Below are 14,969 nucleotides of genomic sequence, written 5' to 3' on the forward strand. Positions count from 1 at the left end.
CGGATCGACACCGAATCACGAATCGACATCGTCCGATCCCTCACCGGCGGTGGGCCGAGACTTCCCTCGGCCCAGCGTCGGTCCCGTTACGCCCCGACCCGCGACGGTTCGGCGGCGGGCGGTTGCAGGATTCCCTCTACCACCAGCCGATCGACGTCGGTGGCGGCCATTCGCAGGACGTCCTCGCAGATCTCCCGACTGTGCTGTCCCGCCACCGGGGCCTGTCGCAGTGGCGGATCGGGGATGGTCGAGAAGTGTGCGACACGGGCCGCCGTCGGCAGCGGTTTGGGAAGCAATTCGTGGTGCGTGACCGTGTAGGCGTCGCGGGCCGCGAGCTGCGGGTCGGTGAGCAGTTCGGGAAGTCGGAGCATCATCCCGGCCGGCACCCCGGCCGCCTGCAACTCCACGACCGCCGCTGCGGGTGAGCGCGTCTGCAACCACTCGCCCAGCACGGCGTCGACGTCGATGCGATTCCGGATCCGCTCGGGCTGGGTGCGGAACGCCGGAACGTCCGCCAGTTCGGGCAGGCCGATCGCGGCGCACAGTCGAACCCAGTCGTCGTCGTCCCGCACCGACACGACGCACCATTCGTCGTCGCCCGCACAGGCGAACACTCCGGAAGGCGCCGCGAAAGGGTCGGAGTTGCCGGGCGCGGACACGGTGCCCGGACGCAGCGATTCGGTCGCGAGTTGGACGCCGAGTTGGACGAGCGCCGTATCCGCCTGAGCCACCTCGAGCGCCGCCCCCGTACCCGTGCGCGTTCGCTGGATCAGCGCAGCGAGCACAGCGATCGCGGTGACGTGGGCAGCGATGTGGTCGGGATAGACAGTCGAACCGTCGCAGAGCAACTCTTCGTTGTCGGGGTACCTCCACAGGGCGGACACCCCACACGCCGCACGAACCAGCGGGCCGTATCCCAGTCGCTTGTTCCACGGTCCGGTACTGCCGAACGCGCTGCTCTCGGACACGATGATGCGTGGGTTGAGCGCGGCGAGTTCGTCGTACGAGAAGCCCATCGACGCCAGGGTTCCGGGCTTGAAATTGGCCAGCACCACATCGGCCTCGACGACGAGGCGACGGAACAACTCCCCGCCCTCCGGGCTGCGCAGATCCAGACCCAGGCTGCGTTTGTTGCGGTGTCCCCAGGCCACGGACGCGGCGAGCGCCGCACCGCGCTTCGACTGGCGGAGCCCGTCGGGGAACTTGGCGTTCTCGACCTTGATGACATCTGCCCCGAAGTCGGCGAACTGCCGGCTGAGTTCGGCGCCGAAGACGATCACGCCCAGATCGAGGACACGAAGGCCTTCGAGAGGGCGCGTGCCCGGCTGCGGTGTCCCGGAGACCTCGCGGGCCTGCGTTTCCCGCCTCGCCTCGGGCAGGGCGTCGTGTTCCCCGACCTGCGGCGCCGGCGTCCTGATTCCGAGGCGTGCGCCGTCGAACGACACGTACCCCGTCGGCACTCGGGCATGTTTCCCGGTGGCGATCTCCACGTCCGCGAGCGCACCGGCCGCGTCGAAGTGTTCGGTGGTCAGTACCTCTCCGAGTGAGAGCACGCCGCCGACCGGAACCCCCCTCGCCGCGCCCTCGGCGACGAGTTGGTCTCGGGTGCGGGTCGCGAAGAGCGCCTCGATGAGGGGATGCAGCGTGCCCGCGGCGGCGAACCGAGCCGGAATGGTGTCGTACTTCGGGTCGGCGAATTCTTCCGGCTCTCCGAGCCAGTGGAACATTCCCCGCCATTGCCGTTTGGCCAGCAGGCAGATGCGCACGTGTCCGTCGGCGCACGGGAACACCGGATAGAAGTTCGAGGCGTCCGGACGCCCGCGCGGAAAGTCGTCCGAACGTCCCGCGGCCGCGGAACCCTGCGTCCCGAATCCCGGATCGAAGCCGTGCACGAGCGCTTCGAACGCCGACAGGTCCACGACCTGGCCGCGTCCGGTACGGATGCGGTCGTAGTAGGCGAGAAGCGCCGACCAGGCGGCATGCATCCCCACGGTCTCCTCCACGAGACCCGCCGGCGGGAGGAGCGGTTCGGCGCCGGGGGCACCCGAGCGGGACAGCACACCACTGAGTGCGTACAGCACCTGCTCCGTGGCTACCCAGTCCCGGTACGGTCCGGTCTGCCCGAACGGGGTGACCGACACGAACACCAGTGACGGTGCGAGAGCGGTCAGTTCGGCCGGGCCCACTCCCCGCGCACTCAGCATGCCCGGAGCGTGCGATTCGACGAGGATGTCGGAATCCACCACCAGTTGCCGGAGCCGGTCCCGGCCGGCGGCATCGTCGAGGTCCACGACGATGCCCCGCTTGTTGGCGTTGCGCAGCGCGAACGGAACGCTGACACCGTCGACCACGGGCTCGGCGCGGCGTGAGCGGGCGCCCCCAGGACCTTCCACCTTCGTCACCTGCGCACCGAGGTCGGCGAGGTACCGGCCACACGACTCGCCGAGGCCGTCGGTGAGGTCCAGCACGCGGACACCGGTCAGCGGTAGCGTCATCGTCTGCTCCGTTCGATCAAGTCTGATAGTCGATGAAAAGCGTGATTGTTCAGCGTGTTCCGAAGTAGACGGACTTCGTGGCGAAGTACGGGTGCAGCCCTTCCGGCCCGAGTTCGCGTCCGAGCCCCGACGACTTGACACCGCCGAACGGCGCATCGAGGTCCAGGGCGTAATGGTTGACACCGACTGTCCCGCTGTGGATGCGGGAGGCCAGGGTGAGCCCGCGATCCTCGTCTGCGGTCCACACCGTGCCGCCCAAACCGTATTCGGAGTCGTTGGCGATCGCGATGGCCTGGTCCTCGTCCTCGTACGGCGTGATCGTCAGGACGGGCCCGAAGATCTCCTCCTGCGCGATGCGGGCCGAGTTGTCCACGTCCACGAACACCGTCGGTTCGACGAACCACCCGAGCGGTTGCGAATCCGGTACTCCCCCACCTGTCGTGATGCGGTAGCCCGCACTGCGCCCGTCCTCGATGTAGCCGAGCACGCGCTCGCGCTGGGCAGCGCTGACCAGCGGCCCGATCGCGGTGGCCTTGTCGAGTGGATCCCCGACGGCGAGGCCCCGGACGGTCTCGGTGACCACGTCCACGACCTCGTCGTACCGGGCACGGGGGGCGAGGATCCGGGTGCTCGCATGACAGGTCTGACCGTTGTTCACCAACGAGACCTCGGCGAGGTTCGACGCGAACACGGACAGGTCGGCGTCGACTGCCACGATCGCAGCGGACTTGCCGCCGAGTTCGAGTGTGACCGGGCGGAGAAGACGACCGCAGACCTCGCCGATGGCTCGTCCTGCCGCCGTCGAACCGGTGAACGCGACCTTGTCGACCCCCGGGTGCTGCACCAGGTATGCGCTCGCCTCGCGGCCCGCGGGCACGATGTTCAGGACGCCCGGAGGCAGCCCCGCCTCCTCCGCCGCGTCCGCGAACGCGAACGCGTCGAGCGCGGTTTCGGGAGCCGCCTTCAGGACCACGGTGCACCCGGCCGCCAGCGCGGGCGCGATCTTCATCGCGGCGAGCGGCTGCGGATAGTTCCACGGCGTGATCGCCGCGACGACACCCACCGGTTCCCGCCGGACCACGGTACGACCGCCGAACGCGCTGGGACGGACGTCCTGATGCGCCGCCTCCCGGACGAGCGCGGCGTAGTAGCGGATCATGGCGGCCGGCCCGAAACCGTTGACACCCGCGGACAGCGAGATCGGCATGCCGTTCTCGCGGGTCACCAGGGTCGCGGTGTCGCGACCACGCTTCTTCAGGGCTGACGCGAATGCGTCGAGAACGTCTGCGCGAGCGCGGTTGTCGAGTTCGCCCCACGGCCCGCGGAGTGCGTCGCGTGCGGCGGAGACGGCGGCGTCGATGTCGGCGGCCGAGGCGACGGCCGAACGTCCGAGCACCTTCTCCGTGGCGGCTTCGACGACGTCGACCGTCGCACCCTCCTGCGGGGCGACCCAACGGCCACCGATGAACAGCGCGTCGCGGTCCACAGTCATGTTGTCCATGTCGATCCTTCTCACAGAGTCGGTGGTGCTACAGGACGTCTTCGTGGGCGAAGAGCGTCGAGCTGACGAGCGGCGCCATCGGACCTCCGATGAACAGCGACGTCTTGGCGTGTGCCACGGGATTGGTCGAGGTTCCCCGGATCTGCCGCACCGCTTCGACCGCGAGGCCCATTCCGTTGACGAACGAGTCGGCGATGTTGCCACCGCTCGTGTTCACGGGGAGCTTGCCCACGCCCGCGGTGAGATTGTCGACGGTGAGGACCTCGCCGGCGGCGGGGCCGGACGGCGCCAGGCCGTGGTCGATGAGGGCCGCGACGGCGGGCCCGCTGAAGTTCTCGTACACCTGGACGACGTCCACGTCGTCGGGTCCGAGACCGGCGGCGGCCCACAGCCGGTCCGCGACGCCGGGCCGGCCCGCGGTGCCCGCGAATCCCGCTGTGGCGTACTGGTCGTCGTTGTCGATGATCGAGGAGTACCCGCCGGGAGCGCCCTGGGCGCCCGCGAGGACATAGGCGGGATCCGGTCGCAGCGACTTCGCCCGGTCGGCGGAGACCAGCACCACCGCGACGGCTCCGTCGCTCTCCCGCGAGCAGTCGTACAGGTGGAACGGCTCGGTGATCAGGCGGGACGACTCGTACGTCGCCTCGTCGAGCGGCTTGCCGTAGCCCTGTGCGGTCGGGTTGTTCTGGGCGTGCCGGTACGCCGCGAGCACCAGGGCACGCATCGTCTCCCGCGGCACTCCGTCGTGCTCGAGCAGTCGTTGTGTCCGCAATGCACATACCTGGGCCGGCGAGCCGACGCCGTGCGCGAGGAAGTGCGGACCGTAGTGGTACTTCGCGTATCCGAGCCGTCCGGTGTCCGCCTGCGCCATGGCGCGATAGACGACGACGCAGTCGGCCTGCCCTGCGGCGATGGCGACAGCGGCATTGTTGATCGCAGCGGCGACCGTTCCGCCGCCACCGCCCCACATCATGTTCGACCAGCGGACGTCGTCGACCCTCAGCGCGCCCCCGATGACCGCACCGTCGTGGCCGCCGCCCGCGTAGGACACGAATCCGTCGAGCTCACGCGGCGAGATGCCGGCGTCGGAGCACGCGGCGAGGATCGCCTCGAGGGTCATCCTCAGTTCGCCCGCCGGGGCCTCGCCGCGGCGGTAGTGCAGTTCGGACACACCGACTACGGCGGCCGCCCCGCGCATGGTGAGTGCACTCATGCCTGCGCTCCTTCCGTGGAACGACGCCAGCGCAGCAGCGGCCAGGTCGCGCCTTCGTCGTGCTCGATGTGCCCGACCACCGGGTCGCCGATGCGGACGGCGTCGGTGTCGGCGCCGGTCAGTATTCCGAGCACCCGGCGGTGCCCGGCCTCGGGAAGTTCCACGAGGACCGTCACGTACGGGACCTGGTCGGCCAGTTCGGTGATGAACGGGTACCAGCTGCGGGACCAGCTGTACACGGTGCCGACGGGCGTCACGGCCTCCCAGTTGGGGTCGAGGGCGTGGCAGGACCCGCAGACCCATTGCGGTCCCCAGATCCATGTCTTGCAGGTGCCACAACGCTGGAGTCGCAGCTCACCTCGGGTGAGCCCGTCCCAGTACGGTTGGTCGAGGCCGTCGGCGGACGGTCCCCACGGTTCGTCCGTCATGCGGGCTGCCCTTCGTCCGCGGGGAAGTTCTCGAGGGCCGCGGCCAGCCACCGGCCGTCGTGACGCTCCCAGATCGATCTGAGGCCGATGACGCCGTTCGGGGTCGTGTACACCGTCTCGCCGATGCGGCGGTCACCGTCGGCCCGGATGTCCTTGATCTCGAACCCGTCGACGTCGCCGCGGGGAACGGTGACGCCGTCGAACACGGCAGGCAGATTCGCCTGCACCATGTCGGCCAGGGCGGCCTTCATGTCTCCGGACACCACGTATCCGACATGCCGTTCATACAGCTCGCGGAAGTCTTCGACAGACATTCGAAACTCCTTTTCTCCGTGAGGCCCTCACGCCTCACGGCGGATGCTCTCATTGCCAATACCTTATGCCGTTAGGTAAACTGGAGTCAATCGTCCGTGAACCGGAATGTGCCGTCGGCTGCGACGGCCACCTCGTCCCGCGCGACGTCGACGCTGATCAGCCGGTCGAGAGCGTCCGCTTCCGTCGTAGCGGCCAGTGTGCGTTCACCGGTCCCGGTCCGCACCGCCGCGAAGCCTCGCTCCGGGGCCCCCTCCCGCCCGTGCACCACGGTCCAGGACTCGATCGAGCCGGTCCCGTCGTAGCTCGTGAGCGCTGCGGTGGTCGGTTGCGCATCGACTTCGGACTGAACGTCCTGACGCCGGAACCCGTTGCTCGGCGGCTCGGTCCGATAGACACCGAACGCGTGCTTGGTGAGGTAACCACCGTTCGCCGTGATCAGCCCGTACGTCCCGGGCGACTCGCGCAGCCGGGTGGACAGCGTGGCGATCGCGTGGGTGCTGTAGTTGTTCCACGGGCCACCCGCGAAGGTGAGGCCGCCGGTCAACGTCAGCGGGCGACCGGGATCGTCGAGCGGCAAGCCCAACTCGGCCGCGGCCACCTGGACGGCCGACGGGAAGCACGAGTACACGTCCACGTGCGCGACGTCGTCCCGACCGATCCCCGACAGTTCCAGCGCCCGGGCCCCGGCGATCCGGATGGCGGGTGACCGGTCGAGCGCATCCCGCTCGGAGATGTCGTACGTGTCGTGCGCCTCGGTTCCGGCGTGCGGGAAGACCCACCGGTCGCGCGAAATCCCGAGGCGGGTGGCGACCTCGACCGAGCAGAGCAGCAGCGCCGCACCCTGCTCCACCATGTTGTTGGAGTTCATCAGCTTGGTGTACGGCCGGCAGATCCACCGATTGTCCTCGGACGGCGTGACGATCTCGTCGGCCGTGTATTCACGGGCGGTCCAGGCATGCGGGTTCGTCGACGCCACCTTGCTGAAACCCGACCAGAGTGCGCCGATCGCCGCACGGTGATCGTCCACCGAGCGTCCCGACGAGATCCGCAGGGCCTGTTCGAACAGGGGGTACACGTACGCCGGCCGGTCGAGGCCGATCCTGGCCTGACCGTCGAAGACCATCGGAACCTCGGGAACCAGGACCTCCGCGGGGGGAACCGAATCCTCCTGCACGGTCCACTCCGGGCGAACGCCGCGAGAGCGCAGCTTCATCCGGGTCCGCCACGACTCGGCACCGCCGACGAGGACCACATCGGCGCGACCCGCCGCGATGTCCTCGGCCGCCCCGTTGACGAGGACCTGCGGGCCGCTGCCGCCGCTGCCGGTGTACCCGGTGTGCCGGACGGCCGCGCCGATGCGTTCGCCGACCAGTGCACCGGGGTCGCGATAACGCCACGACAGCATGCCGATCAACCGGACCGAGTCGACGAGTTCGAGCAGGCGGGACGATCCCGCTTCGGCGGCGGCGGCGCGGGCCGCTGCGACGATGAGATCGACGGGCTCGACTCCCCCGGTCCGCTCGTTGATCTGTCCGCCGCCGACGAGGATCGGGGTTCGCGGATCGAGTGTCACGACATCACCGCCTCGAGGATGCGTTCCCGATTCTCCGGCCTGGGCCAGCCGCCGAGGATCAGCGTCGTCAGACAGGTGGGCTTCCAGCGGTTCACGATGTCCTCACAAATCTTGTCGGCGGGTCCGATCAGCGCGACGTCCTCGACCATCTCGGTCGGAACAGCCTGTGCCGCGAGATCGGGCCGCCCGCGCAGGTACAACTCCTGGATCTCGGCACACGCGTCGGCCCAGCCCATCCGGGTGAAGACGTCGTTGTGGAAGTTGGCGCCTTTCGCGCCCATTCCGCCCGCGTACAGTGCGACGACGGGTTTGATCTTGGCCGCGGCCTTCTCCACGTCGTCGTTCTCGATCAGCCAGCACACGTTCGCGATCTCGAAGTCCGACTGCGCCCGGCGTGCCCCGTCCCGGCCGAACCCCTCGGCCAGCGCGGCGCGGTAGAACTCGTCGCTCTTGGGTGAGAACCACAACGGGGTCCAGCCGTCCGCGATCTCGGCGGCCAGCGCCACGTTCTTCGGCCCCTCGGCCCCGAGGTAGACCGGGATGTCCTCGCGCAGCGGGTGAACGATCGACTTCAGCGGCTTGCCCAGGCCGCTGCCGCCGGCGAGGGGGAGCTGATAGTGCCGCCCCTCGTAGGTCACGGGCTTCTCCCGGGCCCACACCGCGCGCATGATCTCGACGTACTCGCGGGTCCGCTCGAGCGGACGGGGATACGGTTGCCCGTACCAGCCTTCGACCACCTGCGGGCCGGACGCGCCGATACCGACGATCACCCTGCCCCCGCTGAGGTGGTCGACCGTCTGCGCGGCCATGGCCAGGGCGGTCGGCGTCCGCGCCGACATCTGACAGACCGCGGTTCCGAGCTTGATGGTGGAGGTGCGCGAACCCCACCAGGCGAGCGGGGTCAGCGCGTCCGATCCGTAGGTCTCCGCAGTCCAGAAGCTGTCCACGCCGAGCGCCTCGGCTTCGCCGAGCATGCGTTCGACGTTGCGCGGCGGTCCGGATCCCCAATATCCCGCGGCGATACCGACTTTCATCGTCGACCCTCGTTCTTGTCCCGACTCGTCACAGCTGTCACCCTTCAGTGGTTCTGATAGACCGGCGGGCGCTTCTCGAGAAACGAGTGCACGGCTTCGCGGTGGTCCTTGGTCATGGCGGCGAGGATCTGGGTCCGGTTCTCCAGGTCGATGGCGGCGCGCAGGCTCGGAACCTCGAGGTTGGACCACATCACCTCCTTGGTCATCCACACACCGAACGGGCTGTTGCGCGCGATGTTCTCCGCGGTGTCGAGCGCCGCGTCCAGCAGTCGCTCCGCGGGTTCGACCGACGACACGATGCCGACGCGCTCGCACTCGGCGGCGTCGACGGGGCGTCCGGTGAGGAGAATCTCTGCCGCCCTGGAGAATCCGATCATCCGGGGCAGCAACCAGCTGACGCCGATGTCACAGCTGGACTGTCCGCGGTTGATGAACGACGCATGCAGTGCGGCGGTGTCGGCCATCAGCCGGACGTCGGCCATCAGCGCCAACGCCATGCCTCCTCCCGCGGCGGCGCCGTTGATCGCGGCGATCACCGGCGGCCTGGCACCGCGGAACGCCTCGACGAGCGATGCGATGTGCTGCTGGACGCGCATGCCCGCCTGCGCCCTGCCCTCGCCGTCGGCCGCGCCGGGTGGGGTGCCGTAGCCGCGCAGGTCGATGCCTGCGCAGAACGCCCGCCCGTTCCCGGTCAGCACGATCGCGCGGGCCTCGGAGTCGTGGCGGACGTCGGCGAGCACCGCGTGCAGCGCCTCGACGAGTTCGACGTTCATTGCGTTCAGGGCGCCTGCGCGGTTCAGGCGGATCAGCAGAACGCCCGGCCGCGGCCGCTCGGTCAGTATCAGTTCGGACATCCGGGGCCTTCCCCTCGTGTGATTCCGACAGCCTCCACGTCGCAGTGGTGACCGTCGACTTATCAAGCTAATACCTTTAGGTTAATACCTCAAGATCCACAGTTCGAACGGACAGCGAGGAAGGACTCGGCACAATGGCAGAACTGCACGGCAAGGTCGCGGTGGTAACCGGAGGCGCGAGCGGAATCGGGGCTGCGACCTGCGCATTTCTCGCGGAGCGAGGTGCGACGGTGGTGGTCACGGACATCGACGACGAGCGCGGCGAGGCGGTCGCGGCCGCCCTCGGCGAGCACGGCGTCTACCTGCACACCGACGTCACGCGCGAGGAGGACGTCGCGGCCGCGGTCCGCACCGCGACCGAGCGCTTCGGGCGCCTCGACGCGATGGTCAACAACGCCGGGCGGGTCGGCGCCTGGACGTACGTCAGCGACACCACCGTCGACGAGTGGGACTCCTCGTTCGCCGTCCTGGCGCGCAGCGCCTTCCTCGGCACCAAACACGCCGCCCGCGTCATGCGCGAGCAGGGTTTCGGCACCGTGGTCAACGTGTCGTCGGTGGCGGGGGTGCGCACCGGATTCGGCCCGCATCCGTACGGCGCCGCGAAAGCCGCCGTGCTGCAGATGACCCGCAGCGCCGCACGCGAACTCGCGGAGTTCCACGTCCGGGTCAACGCCGTCACCCCGGGTGGGGTCGCCACCCGCATCGTCGGCCACGGCGCCGGGCTGGACGGCGGCGCTCTGGACGCCAGCGTCGACAAGGTGCGGCAGGGACTGGCGTCGTTCCAGCCGATCCCCCGCGCCGGCGAGGGCGAGGACATCGCCGGCGCCATCGCCTACCTGGTGTCCGACGACGCCACCTTCGTGACCGGGCAGAACATCGTCGTCGACGGCGGACTCACCCTCGGCAAGGCCTGGCCCGGCAACTACCGCGCCGAGGCCGACAGGCGCTGACGCACTCGTGCGCGGTTGACGAGTCCTGGGACTCGTCAACCGCGCACGAGCAGCGGAGCTGCCTCTCAGATGCCGACCGGCCCACCGAGCCAGACGCCGACCTCTTCGCCGGAGACGTGCCTGCCGTCCTCGCTGACGAGGAACGACACGGTGGACGCGATCGACTCGGCGGGGATCTTCGGCCAGTGGGCGGCGAGGGTTTCCACCGCGTTCTCGCCGCCGGAGGCGATGATGTCGGTCTCGACGAACCCGGGCATGACGGTGTTGACGGTGATGCCGCGGCGCGCGACCTCCAGGGACATCGAACGGGTCATGCCGACCAGCCCCGCCTTCGCGGCGGAGTAGGCGCTCATCCCCGGTGACGGCCGCCGTCCTCCGGAGGGGCTGCTGACGAACACGACACGTCCCCAGCCGCTGTCGTACATGGCGGGCAGCGCGGCGTGGGTGCAGTAGAAGGCGCCGCTGAGGTTGACGCCGATCACCCGGTCCCAGTCGCTCGGCGACTGCTTCCGGGCCGCGCCCGCGAGGTTCATGCCCGCATTGTTCACCAGCACGGTCGGCGCGCCGAGCTCGGCCGTCGTCGCGGCGATCAACGCCTCGGCCTGCGCAGAGTCGGACACGTCGGCGCGGATCGCCGCCGCCCGGCCACCGCCGGCGACGATCTTGTCCACCACGTCCTGCGCGTCCGCCGCGCTGGACGAGTAGTTGACCGCCACCGCGAACCCGTCGGCCGCCAGCCTTCGCGAGATCGCGGCCCCGATTCCGCGGCCACCGCCCGTCACCACCGCCACTCGGTGTTGCTGCGTCATCGCCGTCACCGCACCTTCGGGTAGGTCTGCGGGACATCGGAATACGCCTCCCGAAGGTCCCGTTTGGAGATCTTGCCGCTGGCCATCCGGGGTAGCGCGGCGTCGACGAAGACGACGTACCGCGGAACCTTGAAGTCGGCGAGATTCTTGTTGCAGTGCGCGACGACGTCCGCCTCGGTGACCCCCGCGACCTTCTTCACGATCGCGGCCGGGGTCTCACCGAACTTGTCGTCGGGCACGCTGATCACCGCGACCTCCTCGACGCCGGGCAACCGGTTGATCACCTGCTCGATCTCCGCGGGCGAGATGTTGAGGCCACCGGAGATGATCATGTCCTTGAGCCGGTCCACGAACGTGAGATAGCCGTTCTCGTCCAGCTTTCCGAGGTCGCCTGTGTGCAGCCAGCCGTCGATCAGCGCGGACCGGGTCGCGTCCTCGTTGCGCCAGTAGCCCGGCATCATGCCCGGACCCCGCAACAGAATCTGACCCACTTCGTCCGGCGCGCAGTCCTTCCCGTCGGCGTCCACGACGCGGATCTTGGTGAAGATGCCGCCGAACCCGCACTTGTCGGGGTGGTCGGACGCCTCCTGCCGGGGCATCGCGGTGGCCGAGCCGCCGATCTCGGTCTGCCCGTAGATCTGCCGCAGCTGGACGCCGCGGGCGAGCCAGGTGCCGACGAGTGCCGCCGGGACCCGGGCGCCACCGACGTGGGCGGTGGTCAGGTGACTCAGGTCCGCGTCCTCGAAGCCGGGCACGCGGGAGATCTGCTCGAACAGGATCGGCGGTCCGGTCAGGGTGGTGGCCCGGCTGTCGATCATCACCCGCAGTGCTGCCTCGGGGTCGAACCCGGGCTGCAGCAGCAGCGTGCCGCCGTGCAGCACGGTGCGGGAGATTCCCCAGATGATGCCGGCCGCGGTGAACAGCGGCAGCACGAGCAGCGGGCGCAGGCGGTTCTGCTCGATCGGCTCCATCAGCGACCACTCGTGCATCTCGCCGGCGATCGTGGCGTGAGTGAACACGACGCCCTTCGGCTTACCGGTGGTGCCGCTGGTGAACACGATCGCGGTGGGCGTGGACTGCTCCGCCACCGGGGTGCGGAAGCGCGCGTGGGTGCCGCCGCGGAGTGGCCGCACGTCCCGCTCGAACTCTGCGATGGCGAAGGTGCCACGCGCCGCGTGCACCTCGTCGAGACGAGAGCGCAGAGCCTCGGCGCAGTACACGACGGTCGGTTCGCAGTCCTCGACCAGGGTGGTCAGCTCACCGGCGAGCATCCGCTGATTGAACGGTGCCGAGATGGCGCCCACCTTCATCGCGCCGAGCGCGGCGACGCACCACTCGAGCGAGTTGACGCCGAGGTAGCTGACCCGGTCCCCGGCCGTGACACCGCGGGCGGCGAGGTCGTGGGCGACGCCGTCCGCCCAGGTGTCGAGGTCGCGGTAGGTCACCACGTCGCCGGCGAAGTCGATCGCCGGCTGGTCGGGGACGGTCCGCGCCCAGTAGGTCAGTGCGTCGATCACGGTTCCGCTCATTGAATACCTCCCAGGAAGTCGCGGCAGGTGGATGCATCCAGGGCTCCGCCGCGCAGGACAAGGAATGCGCGACACACCACGGGTGTCTCACGTCACACTCGATTAACCTAATGACTATTGGTTCTCTCCACAAGGGGAGCTCGTGGTTCGGATTACCTCGACGTTGATCCCGGTGAGCTGCGACTGGTTGCTGAGCGGGTCGTAGCCGTCCGTCCCGGTGGGTGCGAGGCGGTTGACGTTCACACCGGGGTTGCGCCGCGCGACGTCCAGACCTCGGGCCGTGCCCTGACCCCAGCCGTGCGTCATCGCCACGACGCCCGGCCGGAGGGTGTCGTCGCACACCAGCACCGCGTCGACCTCGCCGTGACGATTGCGCACGGTGACGTCGTCGCCCTCGACGAGGTCCCGGCACCGCGCGTCGTCCGGGTTCATCCACAGCGGATTGCTCTGGTGGACCCCCTGTTTGAACACCGGAAGGTTGTGCAGCCAGCTGTTGACCATGTAGTGGGTGCGCCGGGTGATCAGCTTGAGTTGGTCGGCGGGTTCCGCGGCCAGCTCCTCGAGAATGCGTTCGGCGGTCCGGTACGAGCGCTGGAACAGCGCCGGGCAGCAGTCGATCAGACCGTCGTCGTGCTGAACCGCGATGCTGAACACGTGCGAGGGATCGGCCTCCGGCAGCACCGCGGTCTGGCACGGCATCGTCGCGAGGAGATCGATGCTCAGACCCGAGTCCCGCATCACCGCGTCGACCGCGGCGAACGGATTCGGGTCCGGGTCGTCGAGCAGGGTCGGGACGCCCATCTCCTGCTGGATGCGGGACAGGATCCACCAGTCGTCGCGGCGCTCCCCCTTCGCCGGCACGACGGCGGGCGTGTACTGCACGTAGGGCTCCATCGCGACACCCATCGTGTTGAGGAAGTTGACGTCCTCCCGTTCCAGCCAGTCCGTCGCCGGCAGAACGTAGTCCGCCATCTCCCCGGTGACCGTGCGGTACAGATCGACGGTCACGATCAGGTCCAGCTGCTCGAGCGCCCGGCGCAGACGGCCGTCGCCGCCGACCGACAGCAGCGGGTTGCCCGACACCACGATCAGTGCACGGATCGGGTCGTCGGGGTTCTCGATGAACTCCGGGAGGAGCGCGGCGGGCAGGTCACCGCTCACGGTGCGCATCTCTCCGAAGGGCCCGTCGTAGAAGGGATCCTCCCGCTTGCGTTTCGAGCCCTGCACGACATCGGCGACACCGCGGGAGTAGATGTTGCCGCCGCGCCTGCCGAGGTTGCCGGAGAACAGGCTCACCATGGTGAGCATCCAGTAGGCCAGGGCGCCCTGCCGGCCCTGGTTCACACCGGTCGCCATGTAGATACTCGCGCTCGGCGCCGCGCAGAAGTCGTCGGCGACCTGCCGGATCGTGTCGGCGTCGATGCCGGTGACCGCGGCGATCCTGTCGACCGGATACTGCCGGACGAAGTCGAGCAGTTCGTCGACGCGTCGCGCGTGACGTTCCACCTCGGCCCGGTCGTACCCGATCCGGAAGACGATCTCGTGCAGAATCCCGGCGAGGAAGTAGAAGTCGGTGTCCGGCTTGATCAGCAGCACCTCACCGGTCTCCGGCGACGACGACTCGATGCGGCGCGGATTGACGAACAGCACGGTCCCGCCGCGCTTGTTCACGGCGCGGATCTTGGCCATCGGATCCGAGATGTGAATCAGCGTCATGTGCGAGACCTGCGGGTTGCTGCCGAGGCACAGGAAGTAGTCGGTGTGCAGCAGGTCGGGGATCGGATGCGCCATCGACGCGCCGTAGATCGCTTCGCTCGCCGCATATTTGGCCGACGTGTCCTGCGTTCCCGCGCTGAAGCGCATCCGGGTGTCGAAGCCGCGGGCTAGCGTGGCGGCGTTCGCGTAGTAGGCGCCGTTGAACGCCGACGGGTTGCCCTGATAGACGGCGAGGCCGTTGCGGCCGTACCTCCGCCGCACCTCCTGGAGCCTGTCGGCGATCTCACGCGCCGCGACGTCCCACTCGACGGGCTCGAAGACGCCGCGTTCCTCGCTCCGCGGATTCGTCCTCCTCAGAGGCCGGTCGAGCCGGTCCGGATCGTGGTGCACCTGGAGGTAATGCACGCCCTTGTGGCAGGAGAACCCCTGGTGCACGGGATGATCCCGGTCCGGTTGCAGCCCGACCACCTCGCCGTCCCGGACGTCGGCGAGCAGGCCGCACCCCGGCTCGCAGATTCGGCAGAACGTGTGCACCTGGGTCGATTCCATCGG

General features: G+C 69.0%; 12 protein-coding genes. 1 reads left to right on the forward strand and 11 read right to left on the reverse strand.

Going from position 1 to position 14,969, the window contains the following annotated elements; translation table 11 throughout:
* Positions 1-86 precede the first annotated feature (86 nt).
* From RJ1_RS21845 to RJ1_RS21880, 8 genes are all read right to left on the reverse strand, one after another.
* Complete coding sequence (locus RJ1_RS21845; RefSeq protein ID WP_073363880.1) at positions 87-2,495, reverse strand: CaiB/BaiF CoA transferase family protein; 2,409 nt, start codon at positions 2,493-2,495, stop codon at positions 87-89.
* A gap of 49 nt (positions 2,496-2,544) precedes the next feature.
* Complete coding sequence (locus RJ1_RS21850) at positions 2,545-3,996, reverse strand: aldehyde dehydrogenase (protein ID WP_073363882.1); 1,452 nt, start codon at positions 3,994-3,996, stop codon at positions 2,545-2,547.
* Between the two features lie 28 nt (positions 3,997-4,024).
* The gene (locus tag RJ1_RS21855; RefSeq protein ID WP_073363884.1) at positions 4,025-5,209 is read right to left on the reverse strand and encodes a thiolase C-terminal domain-containing protein; all 1,185 of its coding nucleotides are present in this window, start codon (positions 5,207-5,209) and stop codon (positions 4,025-4,027) included.
* Positions 5,206-5,637, reverse strand: a complete 432-nt coding sequence (locus RJ1_RS21860) for a Zn-ribbon domain-containing OB-fold protein (RefSeq protein WP_073363886.1) — start codon at positions 5,635-5,637, stop codon at positions 5,206-5,208. Before RJ1_RS21860 ends, RJ1_RS21855 begins: the two co-directional genes overlap by 4 nt.
* The gene (locus tag RJ1_RS21865; protein WP_073363887.1) at positions 5,634-5,951 is read right to left on the reverse strand and encodes a hypothetical protein; all 318 of its coding nucleotides are present in this window, start codon (positions 5,949-5,951) and stop codon (positions 5,634-5,636) included. Before RJ1_RS21865 ends, RJ1_RS21860 begins: the two co-directional genes overlap by 4 nt.
* Positions 5,952-6,037: 86 nt before the next feature.
* Positions 6,038-7,525, reverse strand: a complete 1,488-nt coding sequence (locus RJ1_RS21870) for an acetyl-CoA acetyltransferase (protein ID WP_073363889.1) — start codon at positions 7,523-7,525, stop codon at positions 6,038-6,040.
* Complete coding sequence (locus RJ1_RS21875; protein ID WP_073363890.1) at positions 7,522-8,559, reverse strand: LLM class F420-dependent oxidoreductase; 1,038 nt, start codon at positions 8,557-8,559, stop codon at positions 7,522-7,524. Before RJ1_RS21875 ends, RJ1_RS21870 begins: the two co-directional genes overlap by 4 nt.
* Before the next feature lie 44 nt (positions 8,560-8,603).
* On the reverse strand, positions 8,604-9,413 hold the full coding sequence (locus RJ1_RS21880) for an enoyl-CoA hydratase-related protein (RefSeq protein ID WP_073363892.1): 810 nt from the start codon (positions 9,411-9,413) through the stop codon (positions 8,604-8,606).
* A 134-nt stretch (positions 9,414-9,547) separates the two neighbouring features.
* Between RJ1_RS21880 and RJ1_RS21885 the strand changes: the two genes are divergently transcribed.
* Entirely contained in the window at positions 9,548-10,363 is an 816-nt protein-coding gene (locus RJ1_RS21885) for a glucose 1-dehydrogenase (RefSeq protein WP_073363893.1), read from the forward strand.
* A gap of 65 nt (positions 10,364-10,428) precedes the next feature.
* Here RJ1_RS21885 and RJ1_RS21890 read toward each other — a convergent pair whose 3' ends face one another.
* The 3 genes from RJ1_RS21890 to RJ1_RS21900 all read right to left on the reverse strand — a co-directional run bounded on the left by RJ1_RS21890 (position 10,429) and on the right by RJ1_RS21900 (position 14,966).
* Positions 10,429-11,172: an SDR family oxidoreductase gene (locus RJ1_RS21890; protein WP_073364022.1), complete on the reverse strand. Its 744-nt coding sequence runs from the start codon at positions 11,170-11,172 to the stop codon at positions 10,429-10,431.
* Positions 11,173-11,177: 5 nt separating this feature from the next.
* On the reverse strand, positions 11,178-12,701 hold the full coding sequence (locus RJ1_RS21895) for a class I adenylate-forming enzyme family protein (RefSeq protein WP_073363895.1): 1,524 nt from the start codon (positions 12,699-12,701) through the stop codon (positions 11,178-11,180).
* Positions 12,702-12,815: 114 nt separating this feature from the next.
* Positions 12,816-14,966 (reverse strand): molybdopterin-containing oxidoreductase family protein, encoded by a 2,151-nt coding sequence (locus RJ1_RS21900; protein ID WP_174695009.1) that lies wholly within the window; start codon positions 14,964-14,966, stop codon positions 12,816-12,818.
* Positions 14,967-14,969: the final 3 nt, after the last annotated feature.

Source organism: Rhodococcus jostii NBRC 16295, from assembly GCF_001894825.1.
In the GTDB taxonomy this organism is placed as follows: Bacteria; Actinomycetota; Actinomycetes; order Mycobacteriales; family Mycobacteriaceae; genus Rhodococcus_F; species Rhodococcus_F jostii.

Bases quoted from the DNA above. Each gene is read 5' to 3' on its own strand.
- RJ1_RS21845 (WP_073363880.1), bottom strand. From the start codon at position 2,495: ATGACGCTACCGCTGACCGGTGTCCGCGTGCTGGACCTCACCGACGGC.
- RJ1_RS21850 (WP_073363882.1), bottom strand. From the start codon at position 3,996: ATGGACAACATGACTGTGGACCGCGACGCGCTGTTCATCGGTGGCCGT.
- RJ1_RS21855 (WP_073363884.1), bottom strand. From the start codon at position 5,209: ATGAGTGCACTCACCATGCGCGGGGCGGCCGCCGTAGTCGGTGTGTCC.
- RJ1_RS21860 (WP_073363886.1), bottom strand. From the start codon at position 5,637: ATGACGGACGAACCGTGGGGACCGTCCGCCGACGGCCTCGACCAACCG.
- RJ1_RS21865 (WP_073363887.1), bottom strand. From the start codon at position 5,951: ATGTCTGTCGAAGACTTCCGCGAGCTGTATGAACGGCATGTCGGATAC.
- RJ1_RS21875 (WP_073363890.1), bottom strand. From the start codon at position 8,559: ATGAAAGTCGGTATCGCCGCGGGATATTGGGGATCCGGACCGCCGCGC.
- RJ1_RS21880 (WP_073363892.1), bottom strand. From the start codon at position 9,413: ATGTCCGAACTGATACTGACCGAGCGGCCGCGGCCGGGCGTTCTGCTG.
- RJ1_RS21885 (WP_073363893.1), top strand. From the start codon at position 9,548: ATGGCAGAACTGCACGGCAAGGTCGCGGTGGTAACCGGAGGCGCGAGC.
- RJ1_RS21890 (WP_073364022.1), bottom strand. From the start codon at position 11,172: ATGACGCAGCAACACCGAGTGGCGGTGGTGACGGGCGGTGGCCGCGGA.
- RJ1_RS21895 (WP_073363895.1), bottom strand. From the start codon at position 12,701: ATGAGCGGAACCGTGATCGACGCACTGACCTACTGGGCGCGGACCGTC.
- RJ1_RS21900 (WP_174695009.1), bottom strand. From the start codon at position 14,966: ATGGAATCGACCCAGGTGCACACGTTCTGCCGAATCTGCGAGCCGGGG.